Origin of the sequence: Haloferula chungangensis (assembly GCF_042664875.1) — a bacterium.
GTDB lineage: Bacteria > Verrucomicrobiota > Verrucomicrobiia > Verrucomicrobiales > Akkermansiaceae > Haloferula > Haloferula chungangensis.
In genome coordinates, this window is record NZ_JBHTBS010000001.1 from 49,804 (window position 1) to 63,974 (window position 14,171).

Sequence of the window (14,171 nt, forward strand, 5' to 3'; positions counted from 1 at the left end):
GTTCTTCGTCTGGTGTCCAAGGCTGAGAAAGGAGGTTTCAAAAAGTGGTTCCTTGATTGAGGTGGGGGATTTCACCAAGTTGGAGGGCTTCAGAGAGGCTTTGGGAAAGGTAGGTCTTCGCCCGGTCAATGGCGGTGGCAAGATCGTCGGCGTGGGCGAGCCGCGCGGCAATGGCGGCCGAAAGCGTGCAGCCGGTGCCGTGGGAGGCGGTGGTGTCGATGCGCGGACTGCGGAACCAGGTGAGCTTGCCACCCTCGCAGAGCAGGTCGGCGCATTCGGGCGCCTCGAGATGGCCGCCTTTCAGAAGCACCGCGGTCCCGAAGCGCTTGGATAGCTCGGTGGCAGCGGTCTCGATGGTGGCTTCGTCGCGAATGGGGCGGTCGAGGAGGACCTCGGCTTCGTCGAGATTGGGCGTGATCAGGGTGGCCAGGGGAAGGAGTCGCTCGCGATAGGCTTCGATGGCATCCCTTTTGAGAAGGGAATCTCCGGTTGAGGCGACCATGACGGGATCGACGACGAGCGGGATGTCCGGATGTTTGGCGAGGAGTTCGCTGATGGCGACGACATGGGCTTTGGAGAAGAGCATGCCGGTTTTGATCGCGGCAATCGGATAGCTCTTGAGCAGCAGGGCGACTTGATCCTGGACAATCGTGGGGGGCACCGGATGGACGGAGAGCACGATTTTCGGGGTCTCGGCGACAACGCAGGTCGCGGCGGTGAGTCCGTAAGTTTGGAAGTGTTGGAAGGTCTTGAGGTCGGCCTGCAGTCCGGCACCTGCAGAGCAGTCGGATCCGGCAATACTGAGGGCAATGGGAGTCATGGGGAGAAGGTAGGCGAAAAAATTCCAGGCGAAACGATGAATTTGGGGTTTGGCATCTTCCCGTGGTTCGTTTGAATAGATGGAATGGCGACCATCACTGAGCTCAAAGGACTGTCCGTGCAAGTAGACGATGTCATCTACATGCCGAGTCTCGATGCGCCCGACGAAAGACCTCACCCCTTCGTCTATTTCATTTCGATCAAAAACAACTCAGGCCAGCGGGTGACGATCCAGGGACGCAAGTGGGTCGTGAAGGAGGGCGCGGAAGTGATGGTGGTGGAAGGCGATGGCGTCGTCGGCCAGACGCCGGTGCTGGAGCCAGGTGAAAATTTTTCCTACAACAGCTACCACGTGATCTCCGGCGACGCGGTGGCGGAAGGCGCCTTTTTCGGGAAGACGGCGTCCGGTGAGTGGGTTTTTGCGAAGATCCCGGCGTTCGAGCTCTCGGTGCCGGATTGGGTCTAGCAGCTCACGGATTTTCGCACGTGATCACGCCGTTCGAGGAGATGATCCGGTCCATCGGCACGTCGTGCGGATCGCAGGGAATGCGCGGGACGATCTGTTCGAGGTAGGCGATGCCGATTCTTTGGGCTGTCGCTTTGGCCGCTGTTAGAGTGCGGTCGTAAAATCCCTTTCCGCGTCCGAGCCGCATGCCGCGCTGATCGAATCCGAGCCCAGGGCAGAGGAAGAGGTCGATTTCTTCGATGGCCACGAGCGGCAGGTCGGCTGGGGGTTCGGCGATGCCGAAGGCTCCGGTCTGAAGTTGCTCGGGGTGATCGATCTGGTGAAAGAGCAATTCGTCGCCGATGACACGCGGCAGGACCCAGCGATGATCGGGCTGGGTGCCGATGAGATCAAGGAGGGCTGGCTCGCCGGGGAGGGCGGAAAATGTGGCAATGCAGCGTGGGGGATGGCTGCCGAGATGATCGACGAGTTGGCTTCGGATGCGGCATGATTGCGCATCCGGGTCGTCGATTGAGGCAAGAATCCTGCGCAACCAGCGTCGCCAATCGGCTTTTCCCGCCTTCGGGCCCGGACTTGTCTCTTGCATTGCCACCTTTCGGAAAGGAGCATATCCGACGTGATTCGTTTGTGGCAAGTGGTGCTTCTGTTGCTGACTCTCGGGCTTTCTGCCGAAGAGGATGAGAAGGCCTTTGCATGGAAGGCGCCGAACATTGGTCCGGGGCTGTTCAGTGACGACTTGGGAATGCTCGATCGCGAGAAGGATGAGTACGCCACGAATCTGGCGGTCTATGCCAACAACGGCGTGGCGAAGGCAGGGGCTTCGGTTGCCTCACTGGAGCAGGCACGGCGCTTGATTGCGCTCTCGATGCATCTGTCCCCGCGCAACAAACGTGCCCTCGTTGCGAGCTATCAGCTGAGTCGTGGCGTGGTGCCGTCTGCCGTGCCGAGCGAGTACAGCTCCGAAGTGTTGGCGAGATTGCTTTTCACCCGCGGACAGGTGCTCCGTCAGCAAGGGGGGGCGGAAAACCTTCTGCTGTCCCGCGTCTTCACCGAGCTGGCCGCCGAGATGGATCCGCGGAATGAAGATGCCGTGTATGCCTGCGAGTTGCAGCGGCTTGACCATGGTCGGCTCGAGTGGGCGCAGCTGACGGATGTGAAGTCGACGCCGCGGCCCGGTGCGGCAGGGATGCCTTGAGCGATTGGTGGAAAGGGACGCTTGCCAGCGGGCATCGGCTCACTACGCTCCGCCACCACATTTCATGAAAATCTGGCTCGACGGAAAATTGGTAGAGGAGTCCGAAGCAAAGCTCTCGGTGTTTGATCACGGCATCCTCTATGGCGATGGTGTCTTTGAAGGGATTCGCTTTTATAATCGGCGGATCTTCCGTCTCGAAGAACACATTGAGCGTTTGTTCGATTCCGCGAAGGCGATCGTTCTGAACCTTCCATGGACGAAGGAAGAAGTCTGCCAGTACACGATCGACACGGTGCGTGCGAATGGCCTGGACGATGGCTACATCCGTCTCGTGATCACGCGTGGATCCGGGGGGCTCGGACTGAGCCCGTATCTCTGCGAAAAGCCGAGCATGTTCATCATTGCCTCGACGATCAAACTCTACCCGCAGGAGCATTACGACAATGGTCTGACGCTGATCACCTGTGCGACGCGTCGCCCGGCCCCGGCCGCGCTGATGCCGCAGGTGAAGTCGCTCAACTACCTCAACAACGTGATGGCTAAGGTGGAGGCCATCCAGGCGGGTGCTCTGGAAGGTGTGATGCTCAATGAACAGGGCAACGTGGCCGAGTGCACCGGCGACAATATTTTCCTCATCAAGGATGGGAAATTGATCACGCCTCTGGTTTCCGATGGAGCGCTCGATGGGATTACCCGTCGTGTCATCCTCGAGCTGGCGGATCAGCTCGAGGTACCGGTCGTGGAACGGACCATGAATCGCTACGATATTTTCACGGCCGATGAATGTTTCCTGACGGGAACGGCTGCGGAAGTGATTCCGGTGAAGAGCCTCGACCGCCGCGAAATCGGCGATGGCAAGCCGGGCGAGGTCACTCAGCGCTTCATTTCGGCGTTCCGCGAGCTTGCGGAGAGCACGGGAGCCTCGATTGACTGAGAATTTCTCGATTCCGAAAGGTTTTCGTTTCGCAATCCGGGGGAAGGCTCTTAGGTTGTCTTCAGGTAATGGAGTGCGACAACTGCGGCAAACCGGCGAAGGTTCACCTCACCCAGTTAGTGGGTGGGAAAGTGAAGAAAGTAGCCCTGTGCAATGAATGCGCCCAAACAAAGGGCGTGACGGATCCGACCGGCTTCGCGCTGGCGGACATGCTGCTGGGCGGGTCCAGCAGCTCCAGCGGTGCGGTGGCGAGCTTGGCTCCGTCACCGTCCGGCGCTTCATCGCGGAGCTGTCCGCAATGCGGATTCACCATGGCGGATCTCAAAAAGGTGCGTCGTTTCGGCTGCGGGGTTTGCTACGTCACTTTCCGTGAAGAGGTGAATCAGATGATCCGCGGGATGCACAAGGGACCGACCCACTGCGGGAAAGTGCCGGATGGATTGATGGAAATGCATCAGCGCAATCAGCGACTCGAGGAACTGCGCGTGAAGCTCGAACAGGCGGTGATCACCGAGAACTACGAAGAGGCGGCAGGCTTGCGCGATGAGATCCGTCAGTTGGAAGAAAAAGTAGCGCAAACCGACTGAGGCCATGATGCGATTCACCACTCTGATCAAGCACCCCGCCGACTGGATGACGGGCGAGGGGGCCGACAATGCGATTGTCCTCACCTCGAGAATTCGATTGGCACGGAATATCGCCGGCATTCCTTTCCCGGGATGGGCGAAAAAGTATCAACGTGCCGAGGCCCTGGAGCAGATGCGTCCGGCGGTCGAGGCGCTCTCTTGCATGAAGGATCCCTTTTCGCACGAACTCGACTCACTGAGCTCCGTGCAGAAGCAGGTGATGGTCGAGCGCCATCTCATCAGCCGCGAACATGCGGCACGCGGCGAGGGAAGTGCGGCGGTGATCGAGCGGCGTCAGTCGGTCGCCATCATGATCAATGAGGAGGACCATCTGCGAATGCAGTCGATCCGCCCGGGACTTGAATTGTCGGCGGCCTACGAGGCGCTCGCAGAAGTCGACGATCAGCTCGCCGAAAAGCTCGAGTATGCCTTCGATCCTGATCTTGGCTATTTGACCACCTGTCCCACCAATCTCGGCACCGGGATGCGCGCCTCGGCGATGCTTCATCTTCCGGCTCTGGTCCTCAGCGATCAGATCGGCCAGGTGCTGCAGGCGGTGAACAAGATCGGCCTCGCAGTGCGCGGTATTTTTGGCGAGGGCACCGAGTCGCTCGGGAACCTGTTCCAGATTTCTAACCAATCAACGCTCGGTGAGAGTGAAGAGACCATCTTGCGACGTTTGGAGAGGGTGATCTCCCAGGTCGCCCTCCATGAGCGCAATGCGCGCGGCAAGCTTGTCGAAGATGATCCGGACATGGTCTGCGACAAGATCGGTCGCGCCTACGGTGTTCTACGCAATGCGTGGATCATCGACTCGAAGGAGGCGCTGAATCACTTGTCGTTGCTGCGTCTCGGCGGAGATTTGGGAATCTTTTCCGATGACACCGTGCGATTGTGCGACGAGCTTCTGATGGAGATTCAGCCGGCGCACCTGCAAATGCACAGCGGACGCAAGCTTGCTCCTGAAGAACGCGACACGATTCGGGCGGAAATTGTCCGCTCCCGGTTGCAATCACTCGAAGCCCCTGATATTCGTTCTATTAACAAAACAGGAGGAGACAATGACTCCTCCCCCGACCTCGGAATCGCATGAATAATTTCACCCCAAGAGCTCAACAGGTTCTCGCCCTTGCACGCAAGGAAGCGGATCGCTTTAACCATAGCTACGTCGGCACCGAGCATTTGCTGCTCGGCCTGATCAAGCTCGGGCAAGGCGTTGCGGTGAACGTGCTTGAGAGAATGGGGCTGGATCTTGAGACCGTGCGAATGGAAGTGGAAAAGGAAGTCGGCACCGGCACCGGTCAGAAAGTTTCCGGAAGCATTCCCTACACCCCCCGGGTCAAGAAGGTCCTGGCGCTGGCAAACAAAGAGGCCAAAGCCCTCAATCACAGCTATGTCGGCACCGAACACATCCTACTCGGCCTGCTGCGCGAAGGTGAGGGAGTGGCGGCCCGCGTGCTGCGACGGATGGAAGTCGATATCCAGCGCACCCGTAATGAGATTCTCGCCGAGATCGATCCGAACTTTAGTCCGGACGACGACGATGACGATGATGATGACGACGATGATTTGGGTGTCTTCGAGGACGAAGGACAGGGCCCGGAATCGGGTGCTGAGTCGGAAGGCAAGACCAAGACTCCCGCTTTGCGTGCCTTCGGTCGCGATCTAACAAAACTCGCGAAAGAGGAGGGGCTTGATCCGGTGATCGGACGTGAGTCGGAAATCGAACGCGTGATTCAGATCCTCTGCCGCCGGACCAAGAACAACCCGGTGCTGATCGGTGAGGCGGGCGTGGGTAAGACCGCGATCGTCGAAGGGCTCGCCCAGGAAATTGCCAGTGGCAATGTGCCGGAGCTTCTGCGTGAGAAGAAGGTGATCACCCTCGACCTCGCGTTGATGGTCGCAGGCACCAAGTACCGCGGTCAGTTCGAAGAGCGGATCAAGGCGGTGATGGATGAAATCAAGAAGGTCAAGAATGTGATCCTCTTCATCGACGAACTTCACACCATCGTGGGTGCCGGTTCGGCCGAAGGCGCGATGGATGCGTCTAACATCATCAAGCCCGCCCTGTCCCGTTCGGAACTCCAGGTAGTGGGTGCAACGACCCTCAACGAGTACCGGAAATACATCGAGAAGGACGCCGCGCTCGAGCGTCGATTCCAGCAGGTGAAGGTTGAGGAGCCGTCGATCGATGATGCAATCGAGATTTTGAAAGGCCTGCAGGGCAAGTATGAGAGCCACCACAAGGCGAAGTTTTCGCCGGAGGCGATCGAAGCATCCGTGCGCCTGACCTCGCGCTATCTCACCGGTCGCTATCTCCCCGACAAGGCGATCGACGTGCTTGATGAAGCGGGTGCCCGCGCGCGCATCGGACAGATGACCCGTCCGCCTTCGATCAAGGAGCTTGAGGCGAATATCGAGACGATCAATCACGACAAGATTGCCGCGATTGGTGAACAGGATTTTGAAAAGGCCGCGGCGCTTCGCGACCAGGAAAAGAACGCCAAGAAAGAACTGGAGGACACGCTTAACGAATGGCGCTCCAATTCGGAAGAGACGGTGGTGGATGTCGGTGAAGACGAGATCATGGGCGTCGTCTCGAAGTGGACGGGCGTGCCGCTTCAGCGGATGGAGCAGAAGGAAGCGGCGAAGCTTCTGAAGATGGAGTCCGAGCTTCAGTCGGCCGTGATCGGTCAGAACGAAGCCGTGACCGCCATTTCCAAAGCGTTGCGTCGCTCCCGTGCCGACCTCAAGGACCCGCGTCGCCCGATCGGTTCCTTCCTTTTCCTCGGACCTACGGGTGTGGGTAAAACCTATCTCGCGCGGAATCTCGCGGAGTTCATGTTCGGCGACCCGGAAGCTCTGATCCAGATCGACATGTCGGAATACATGGAGAAGTTCACTTCCAGTCGATTGATCGGTTCGCCTCCGGGTTATGTCGGTCACGAAGAAGGAGGACAACTCTCGGAAGCCGTGCGGCGTCGTCCGTACTCGGTCGTGCTTTTCGATGAAATCGAGAAAGCCCATCCGGATGTCATGAACCTCCTGCTTCAGATTCTTGAAGAGGGAATGGTGACCGATTCGCTCGGCCGCAAGATCGACTTCCGCAATACGATCATCATCATGACTTCGAACGTCGGAGCCTCGACCATCAAGCGTCAGACGGCGCTCGGTTTCGGTGCGATGAATGCCGACGAGTCGGACTTCGAGGGCATGAAGGAGAAGATTCTCGAGGAATCGAAGCGCTACTACAAACCGGAGTTCCTGAACCGGCTTGATGAGTTGGTGGTCTTCCACATGCTGGAGAAAAAGGACCTCGATCAGATCGTGGACCTTGAGATCGACAAGCTTCTCAAGCGCCTTCGTGAGAAGGAAATCACGCTTGAACTTGAAGCCAGTGCTCGCGACTTGCTCGTCAACAAGGGCTACGATCCGAACTACGGCGCGCGGCCGATGCGTCGTGCGGTCGAACGCTACCTCGAAGATCCCCTCGCTGAAGCTCTGCTCCGAGGCGATGTGAAGAATGGAGATTCGGCGAAGGTTGTTTGCCCGGAAGGTAAGGAAGAACTGGTCTTCGAATTGATCGAAAGCAAGCCGGAGACCGATGAGGCCGAGGCCGACGAAGCCAAGGTCTAAGGGACTGAGGCTTGATATACGCCGATGGACGGGAATTCGAACGAGTCACCGCAATCAGGCGGACATCCCCAGTTGAAGAGAGCGTTTAGCACGCTCTTGGCTGGGGTTGTGTCGGCGTTGCCGGTGATGCTGACCGTCTGGCTGCTGGTGATTCTCTACCGCATTCTGCGGAATGCCGGCGACAACATCATCGACGGACTCTTCCGGATTCTCAATTCGCTGCGAGGAGTAAAGTCGACCTCACCGGAAGCGTGGGCCTTCGAGTTTCCTGGCGCGAACCTGATTCAGGCGCTGCTGCCGGTGTTGATCGTGTTTGGGGTGGGCTTTGCCGTGACCAACCGGCCTGGTCGTCGTGCTCTGGCATGGGTCGAGCGGCGGATCGATCGTCTCCCGATCCTTGGTTTTGTCTACTCTTCCATCCGGCAGTTGGTCGACGCCTTGAAGGGCCTTGGTGGTGAGCGGAAATTCAAGGGCGTCGCTTATATCGAGTATCCGAGTCCGGGTTGTCGATTGTTAGGCTTCGTGACGGCGAACTATTTTGATGCCCAGACGTCGAAGAACGTGACGGCGGTATTCATGCCGACTTCGCCGAACCCCTTGACGGGTTTTGTGGTGATCGTGGACGACGAGAAGGTCACCAAGTGTGACATGAGTTTGGAAGAGGCAAGCAAACTCATCATCTCCGCAGGCCTCGTCTCGCCGATGGCCGCAGACGAGCAGGTGGAGAGAAAGGCGTAGGGCTGGCGGTGGCGGTCGCGAAGTGCCGAGTGGGAAGTGCCGAGTGAGAAGTGCCGAGCAGTGCCGAGTGAGCAGTGAGCAGTGAGCAGTGAGCAGTGAGCAGTGAGCAGTGAGAGGCAGTGAGAGGCAGATGAGGCAGATGAGGCAGATGAGGCAGATGAGGCGAGATGAGGCGAGATGAGGCGAGATGAGGCGAGATGAGGCGAGATGAGAATGTCGGTGGGTGGTAAGTCTGGCCTTGGCCCAATCTTTCTCAACCAAAGATCGACGTTCCTTGCTAACGGACTCGGTGAGATCGAAATTGTTTGCTTACCTTGCGGCCGTTGGTCGTGACCTCGGATGCGAAGTCTACCGCGTGGGTGGCGTGGCAGATCACGTCCACCTGGCCATTGAACTGGGGCGAACTACCACGGTGGCTGATTTGGTCAAGAAGGTGAAGCAGACCAGCTCCGTGTGGTTGAAGGAGCGGGAAGGAATGCCGTCGACGTTCGAGTGGTAATCGGGATACGGGGCGCTTTCGGTGGGTCAGTCGCAGTTGCAGGATTTGGTGGATTACATCACTGCGTCACCTCGGGAACAATCCGCTCTAAAGGCATGGGGTCACCCATGCACCGGGCAAGGGCTGATGTTGGTGAAGAAGTCGTTGCCTTTGTTATCAATGAGGATGAAGGCGGGAAAGTTTTCAACGCTGATCTTCCAGACGGCTTCCATCCCGAGTTCCGGGAATTCCACGACTTCCTGAGACTTGATATGCTCTTTGGCAAGCAAGGCAGCAGGACCGCCGGCAGATCCAAGATAAAAGCCACCGTGCTTCTTGCAGGCATCGGTGACTTGCTGGGAGCGGTTGCCTTTGGCCAACATGACCATCGAGCCGCCGGCGGCTTGAAAGAGATCGACATAGCCGTCCATGCGCCCTGCGGTCGTGGGCCCGAAGGATCCCGAAGCGTAGCCCGCTGGCGTCTTGGCGGGTCCGGCGTAGTAAACGGGATACTTCTTGAAGTAGTCGGGCAGGTCGCCGGTTTCCTCGAGTCGTTCCTTGAGTTTCGCGTGGGCGGCATCGCGTGCGACGATGATCGTGCCTGTTAGAGCGAGTGCGGTGGTGACGGGATATTTTGAAAGTGTCGCGAGTGTGGCTTCCATTCCCTGATCCAGATCGATCTCAACTCCTTTGAATTTCCAGTCGCGGAATTTTTCCGGGATGTACTGACCGGGCTGGGACTCGAGCTTCTCAAGAAAGATGCCGTCCTTGGTGATCTTGGCCTTTGCCTGACGGTCGGCCGAGCATGAAACGGCCAATCCGACCGGGCAGGATGCTCCGTGGCGGGGGAGGCGAATCACCCGCGCATCGAGGGCAAAATACTTGCCCCCGAACTGTGCTCCAATTCCGGTGCTGCGGGCGACCTCAAGGAGCTTCTTTTCAAACTCAAGATCGCGGAATGCCTGGCCGTGCTCGTTGCCTTCCGTCGGAAGTTCGTCGTAGTAGCGTGTCGATGCCATTTTGACGGTTTTGAGGCAGGCCTCGGCGGAGGTTCCACCAATCACCAGCGCGAGGTGGTAGGGGGGGCAGGCGGAGGTGCCGAGGGTGCGGAGTTTCTCGGCGCAGAATTTCACCAGGCTCTCCGGATTGATCAGGGCTTTGGTTTCCTGATAGAGGAAGGTCTTGTTGGCGGAGCCGCCACCTTTGCTGATGAAGAGGAATTTGTAGGCGTCGCCAGGTTCGGCATAGAGCTCGATCTGGGCGGGGAGGTTGGTACGGGTGTTGACCTCGTCGTAAAGGGTAAGCGGGGCGACTTGGGAGTAACGCAGGTTTTCCTCGGTGTAGGTTTTGTGAACGCCGCGCGCGATGTGCTCGGCGTCGTTGCCATCGGTCCAGACCTGCTGGCCCTTCTTGCCCATCACAATCGCAGTGCCGGTATCCTGGCAGTTGGGGAGAATGCCATGAGCGGCAATCTCGGCATTCTTCAGCAGCATCAGGGCGACCATGCGGTCGTTTTCGGTGGCATCGGGGTCATCGAGAATTGCAGCGACTTGCTTGATGTGTGAGGTGCGAAGCGTGAAGTTGATGGCCTTGAAAGCCTCGTTGGCGAGGAGCGTGAGACCAGCGGGATCGACTTTCAGGATGGGCTTTCCTTCAAATTCGCTCAGGGAGACGTGCTCGGAGCTGAGTTTGACATATTCGGTGGGATCCGAGGCGAGGGGGAAGGGATCCTGATAGTGGAATGGCTTTTCTGGCATGGGGGAAGTTTATGGGGCTTGGCCGTGCTGGTCCAGCCGATGAGTGGAAACGGCAACAAGATGATCCGATTCGCATGGTGGGATCTTGAATGCTGAAAAAGACGACGCCTCACCGAGTCGGCTGAGTTTAAAGGCGGCCTTCATCGGCATCGATGTAGTCCATGAAAGTCACGACGTCATCGCGCTCGCCGAAGCCGGATTCTTCGATGCGACTGGCAAGTTTTTCGGACAGGTTGTCGCGGAATCCACGGGTGCGCATGTAAGCGTTCCACCAGGCAACTTCATGCTCCGGCCTCTGAACACCGTTTTCACGGGCCCAGGCGAGGGCCTGGTGGTCGTCGGCACCGGCCAGAACGATCTCGCTGAGTTCGGCATAATCCACCCCGAGAAACTGGCAGATCCAGAGGTCCATGCCGGCACCGAGATTGGCATGGTAGTCTTCGCCGAGCTTTCCTTCGGCATGAAGACGGATTTTGTCACAAAGTCGTGGGAAATAGATCAGGCCTTCGATTTCTTGTTTGGGACTGCAGGGGTAGCGGGTGCTCATCGGGATCAATTTGGAGATGCCTCGGCGAGACGACAACGTCAAATTCCACGACCGAAGGGAGGACCGGCAAAGCGGGGAATGCGGCTTTCAATCGGAGGGGGATCGACTAGAATGTTACCCATGAAAATCGGGAGAAGCTTGTTGTTGGGCTGCGTGGCGGTCGCGGTGGTGGGTTGTGGCTCGTCGGGGTCCGCGCCGGAGATCGATGGGAGCAGCGACTTGAAGCGGGTTCCTGTTTCGACATCCGGCATGCACACCGTCACGCCGCCGAGCCCTCTGCGTCTTCCGCTTGCGACTGTTTTCAAGGGGGAGTCCAAGTTTCATGCGATGGTCGCCAAAGCCGAGCGGGAGAACTGGCGTCAGCTGCCGCTGGGTCAGAGAACCATCCGGGCGGCGCGGGCGATGGTCGGAACACCCTACGTCAACTACACGCTCGAAGTGGACGATCGGATTGAGAACCCGGTGGTGAACTTCAATGGGATGGATTGCTGGACGTACTATGAGAACGCATTGGCATTTGCCCGGATGCTCCGCTACAAGCCCGCTCCCTACAAACCCCAGGACATGCTTCACATGGTTGAGCTGGAGCGCTATCGCGGGGGGCGCTGCACGGGTGGCTACCTGAGCCGGATGCATCACCTCGAAGAGGTGTTCTACGACAATCAGAAGCGGGGCATTGCCGAGAATATCACCCCCAGATTGCCCGGTGCTGTTAGATTGCAGCGGGAGATCCGTGAGATGACGGTGCAGTGGAAGAGTTACCGCTACCTTCGCAACAATCCCTCCTTGGTCCCTCAGATCGGGAAGATTGAAAAGCAGGTCTCGAAGCTGCCTGTTTACCACATCCCCAAGTCGAAAGTCAGGGCGGTGGAGAACTACCTCCAGGATGGAGATGTCTGCGCGATCACCAGCAATTGGAAATATGGATACACGTCCCATGTCGGGCTGATTGTGAAACTCAAGGGTCGCGCTTACTTCACCCATGCGACTTCCGATCGCGATAAAGGTAGAATGACGATCATTGACCGACCGATTACCGACTATCTCAACGGCTCATCGAAGCACGCCGGAATCGCTGTCTGCCGTCCGAAGGACCTTCCGCCATCGAGGATGTGGAGGAGTGGAGTGGTGGGACGCTGATGGATCCCATGGGCCGGTGAGTGGGCGCGGTGCGCACTCGAGAAACAAGCCGCAGGCTTGGGCTGTCGAGCTGATCCGCGACCTGGAAGTATCCAGCTTCGAAAAATCCGCTTGCCGGTGGACTGCCTGCGTGGTTTGTTCTGACGAACACTGTTCTAAAAGCCATGAATGAACCACTGACCCAACGGCAACAGGAGATCCTCGATTACCTCAAAGAATCCCAGCGATTGAGGGGAGTCATGCCATCGACTCGGGAGATCCAGGAGTCATTTGGCTTCGCCAGTCAAACCGCAGCGATGAGTCACCTCAGAGCACTCGAGCGAAAAGGTGCCATCCAACGCCTTCCGGGGAAGGCCCGCGCCGTCATTTTTCCTGAAGACCTCGACCGCGAGGAAATCGTCGACATCCCGATCTACGGCGACATTGCCGCCGGTATGGCACAAGACGTGGCTCCCGATAAGGAAGGCTGTCTCTCGATCGATATCGCCTCGCTCGGGATTCGTCCGACAGCGCGAACTTTCGCGCTCCGGGTTCGAGGAGATTCCATGATCAATGCCCACATTTGTGATGGAGATACCGTGATTCTTGAGTTTCGCGAGCCGCGCCGTGGGGACGTGGTGGCGGCGTTGATCGACGGGGAGACAACTCTGAAACGCTACGTGATGGAAGGTCGAAAGGCCTACCTGCGAGCCGAGAATGATGACTATCCCGATTTGATTCCGGCGCGCGAATTGATCATCCAGGGCGTGATGATCGGACTGCTGCGGAACCACGGGGGGTGAAGCGCAGCTGGGAGCTGCTCGAGAAACCGAAATCGTTCTCGGGGCTCATGGCGCGGGCGACCTGGCTGGAGGCCTGCATCGCGGGACCATTCCTCCGGTAAGCCGGTGCAAATTCATCGCCGTCAACATCGGAGGATCAGCATTCGATCGCCATCCAATCGTCCGGAATGATGTCGTCGTTCCAGAACCATGACCATGATTTCGGCAGAGGATAGTAAATCTGTTTGTTGGGTGCCTTGCTCAGCCACGCTCCCCACCAGCTGAACGAACTGTTGGCAATGGCGAAGCGCTGGCACTGGCTGATCAGGTGAATGTCCTGATAAGCCCACTCATCTCCATCACGACCTTCGACGATGGTCATCGGAAGGTCGAAGTCGAGATTTTCGCGAAGCCAGTCCTTGGCATCGCCAAAACAGAACAGGTGGGGATTGGCCAGACCTTCGGTCATTTTCGCGACAGCCGTGCGGTAGTAGTCGACCGAGATCTGTTTGACGCCCGCCTTCGGGCCCGAAGCTTCCTGCCCTGCATGGACCTGATGAAGCCGACGGGCATGCAGTCCGATGGCATCACAGCCAGCCATGGCTTTTTGAATCTTCCGGGTGTGATCGTCGAGCGAGGCGACGACGGTGAAATCACGACGGATTTCATCAGCGTAATCTTCAAAGTAGCGTGGGCTCTGCCAGTAGCCCTTGAAGAGCACCCTCCGCGAGCTCGTGTCCATCGCGGCGATTTCGGGCATGAAGGCTGGGTTCTTCGGTTCTTCCACGTAAGTTGCCTCCTTCAGATCCCGGCTGCCGTTTCTCATCTTTTTCAAGCGCCGGGCAATGCTGCCGAGTTGGTCCGGACGACAATCAAGGCCCGTCGCTTCGGGGAAACTGATCTGATACTTGTCGAGGCAATAGACGCGGCCATACGGATCGCCGACGAAGCCCGAGCGAGTGTCGAGCAGCAGTTCGTCCCCATTTCGAAGGGCAAGCGCTCGGGCGAAGGCGTAGGCGAACATCTGGTTTCCCAGGCCACCCCAGATTCTAGCGACTACAGGCATCGTGGATT

General features: G+C 58.2%; 15 protein-coding genes. 10 read left to right on the forward strand and 5 right to left on the reverse strand.

The window, feature by feature from the left end; translation table 11 throughout:
• Positions 1 to 37: 37 nt before the first annotated feature.
• Entirely contained in the window at positions 38 to 820 is a 783-nt protein-coding gene (thiD, locus tag ACFQY0_RS00185) for a bifunctional hydroxymethylpyrimidine kinase/phosphomethylpyrimidine kinase (protein WP_379707819.1), read from the reverse strand.
• A gap of 84 nt (positions 821 to 904) precedes the next feature.
• On the opposite strand from thiD, the gene ACFQY0_RS00190 reads away from it, so the two are divergent.
• Entirely contained in the window at positions 905 to 1,285 is a 381-nt protein-coding gene (locus ACFQY0_RS00190; RefSeq protein ID WP_379707821.1) for a Co(2+)/Mg(2+) efflux protein ApaG, read from the forward strand.
• A gap of 4 nt (positions 1,286 to 1,289) precedes the next feature.
• Here ACFQY0_RS00190 and ACFQY0_RS00195 read toward each other — a convergent pair whose 3' ends face one another.
• Entirely contained in the window at positions 1,290 to 1,871 is a 582-nt protein-coding gene (locus ACFQY0_RS00195; RefSeq protein ID WP_379707823.1) for a 5-formyltetrahydrofolate cyclo-ligase, read from the reverse strand.
• A gap of 30 nt (positions 1,872 to 1,901) precedes the next feature.
• Between ACFQY0_RS00195 and ACFQY0_RS00200 the strand changes: the two genes are divergently transcribed.
• The 7 genes from ACFQY0_RS00200 to ACFQY0_RS00230 all read left to right on the forward strand — a co-directional run bounded on the left by ACFQY0_RS00200 (position 1,902) and on the right by ACFQY0_RS00230 (position 8,913).
• The gene (locus tag ACFQY0_RS00200) at positions 1,902 to 2,480 is read left to right on the forward strand and encodes a hypothetical protein (protein WP_379707825.1); all 579 of its coding nucleotides are present in this window, start codon (positions 1,902 to 1,904) and stop codon (positions 2,478 to 2,480) included.
• 64 nt (positions 2,481 to 2,544) lie between these two features.
• Entirely contained in the window at positions 2,545 to 3,414 is an 870-nt protein-coding gene (gene ilvE / locus ACFQY0_RS00205; protein WP_379707827.1) for a branched-chain-amino-acid transaminase, read from the forward strand.
• 176 nt (positions 3,415 to 3,590) lie between these two features.
• The gene (locus ACFQY0_RS00210; RefSeq protein WP_379707829.1) at positions 3,591 to 4,001 is read left to right on the forward strand and encodes a UvrB/UvrC motif-containing protein; all 411 of its coding nucleotides are present in this window, start codon (positions 3,591 to 3,593) and stop codon (positions 3,999 to 4,001) included.
• A gap of 4 nt (positions 4,002 to 4,005) precedes the next feature.
• A complete protein-coding gene (locus tag ACFQY0_RS00215; RefSeq protein WP_379707833.1) occupies positions 4,006 to 5,133 on the forward strand; it encodes a protein arginine kinase in 1,128 nt (375 codons plus the stop codon).
• Positions 5,130 to 7,676, forward strand: a complete 2,547-nt coding sequence (locus ACFQY0_RS00220) for an ATP-dependent Clp protease ATP-binding subunit (protein ID WP_379707835.1) — start codon at positions 5,130 to 5,132, stop codon at positions 7,674 to 7,676. Before ACFQY0_RS00215 ends, ACFQY0_RS00220 begins: the two co-directional genes overlap by 4 nt.
• A gap of 126 nt (positions 7,677 to 7,802) precedes the next feature.
• A complete protein-coding gene (locus ACFQY0_RS00225) occupies positions 7,803 to 8,414 on the forward strand; it encodes a DUF502 domain-containing protein (RefSeq protein WP_379707837.1) in 612 nt (203 codons plus the stop codon).
• Between the two features lie 223 nt (positions 8,415 to 8,637).
• Entirely contained in the window at positions 8,638 to 8,913 is a 276-nt protein-coding gene (locus ACFQY0_RS00230) for a transposase (RefSeq protein WP_379707839.1), read from the forward strand.
• A gap of 101 nt (positions 8,914 to 9,014) precedes the next feature.
• On the opposite strand, the gene ACFQY0_RS00235 is transcribed toward ACFQY0_RS00230, so the two are convergent.
• Together ACFQY0_RS00235 and ACFQY0_RS00240 are read right to left on the reverse strand one after the other, a co-directional pair.
• Positions 9,015 to 10,649 carry a fumarate hydratase gene (locus ACFQY0_RS00235; protein WP_379707841.1) on the reverse strand — a complete coding sequence of 545 codons (1,635 nt, stop codon included), beginning with the start codon at positions 10,647 to 10,649 and terminating at the stop codon, positions 9,015 to 9,017.
• A gap of 127 nt (positions 10,650 to 10,776) precedes the next feature.
• Complete coding sequence (locus ACFQY0_RS00240; RefSeq protein WP_379707843.1) at positions 10,777 to 11,196, reverse strand: DUF5069 domain-containing protein; 420 nt, start codon at positions 11,194 to 11,196, stop codon at positions 10,777 to 10,779.
• A 120-nt stretch (positions 11,197 to 11,316) separates the two neighbouring features.
• On the opposite strand from ACFQY0_RS00240, the gene ACFQY0_RS00245 reads away from it, so the two are divergent.
• Entirely contained in the window at positions 11,317 to 12,336 is a 1,020-nt protein-coding gene (locus tag ACFQY0_RS00245; protein ID WP_379707845.1) for an N-acetylmuramoyl-L-alanine amidase-like domain-containing protein, read from the forward strand.
• A gap of 164 nt (positions 12,337 to 12,500) precedes the next feature.
• Positions 12,501 to 13,118 (forward strand): transcriptional repressor LexA, encoded by a 618-nt coding sequence (gene lexA / locus ACFQY0_RS00250; protein WP_379707847.1) that lies wholly within the window; start codon positions 12,501 to 12,503, stop codon positions 13,116 to 13,118.
• A gap of 136 nt (positions 13,119 to 13,254) precedes the next feature.
• Here lexA and ACFQY0_RS00255 read toward each other — a convergent pair whose 3' ends face one another.
• Positions 13,255 to 14,163, reverse strand: coding sequence for an alpha-1,2-fucosyltransferase (locus ACFQY0_RS00255; protein ID WP_379707849.1), 909 nt, complete (start codon positions 14,161 to 14,163; stop codon positions 13,255 to 13,257).
• Positions 14,164 to 14,171 lie beyond the last annotated feature (8 nt).

Excerpts from the sequence above, each read along its gene's own strand:
- thiD (WP_379707819.1), bottom strand. The coding sequence starts at position 820 with ATGACTCCCATTGCCCTCAGTATTGCCGGATCCGACTGCTCTGCAGGT.
- ACFQY0_RS00190 (WP_379707821.1), top strand. The coding sequence starts at position 905 with ATGGCGACCATCACTGAGCTCAAAGGACTGTCCGTGCAAGTAGACGAT.
- ACFQY0_RS00195 (WP_379707823.1), bottom strand. The coding sequence starts at position 1,871 with ATGCAAGAGACAAGTCCGGGCCCGAAGGCGGGAAAAGCCGATTGGCGA.
- ilvE (WP_379707827.1), top strand. The coding sequence starts at position 2,545 with ATGAAAATCTGGCTCGACGGAAAATTGGTAGAGGAGTCCGAAGCAAAG.
- ACFQY0_RS00215 (WP_379707833.1), top strand. The coding sequence starts at position 4,006 with ATGATGCGATTCACCACTCTGATCAAGCACCCCGCCGACTGGATGACG.
- ACFQY0_RS00220 (WP_379707835.1), top strand. The coding sequence starts at position 5,130 with ATGAATAATTTCACCCCAAGAGCTCAACAGGTTCTCGCCCTTGCACGC.
- ACFQY0_RS00225 (WP_379707837.1), top strand. The coding sequence starts at position 7,803 with ATGCTGACCGTCTGGCTGCTGGTGATTCTCTACCGCATTCTGCGGAAT.
- ACFQY0_RS00235 (WP_379707841.1), bottom strand. The coding sequence starts at position 10,649 with ATGCCAGAAAAGCCATTCCACTATCAGGATCCCTTCCCCCTCGCCTCG.
- ACFQY0_RS00240 (WP_379707843.1), bottom strand. The coding sequence starts at position 11,196 with ATGAGCACCCGCTACCCCTGCAGTCCCAAACAAGAAATCGAAGGCCTG.
- ACFQY0_RS00245 (WP_379707845.1), top strand. The coding sequence starts at position 11,317 with ATGAAAATCGGGAGAAGCTTGTTGTTGGGCTGCGTGGCGGTCGCGGTG.
- lexA (WP_379707847.1), top strand. The coding sequence starts at position 12,501 with ATGAATGAACCACTGACCCAACGGCAACAGGAGATCCTCGATTACCTC.
- ACFQY0_RS00255 (WP_379707849.1), bottom strand. The coding sequence starts at position 14,163 with ATGCCTGTAGTCGCTAGAATCTGGGGTGGCCTGGGAAACCAGATGTTC.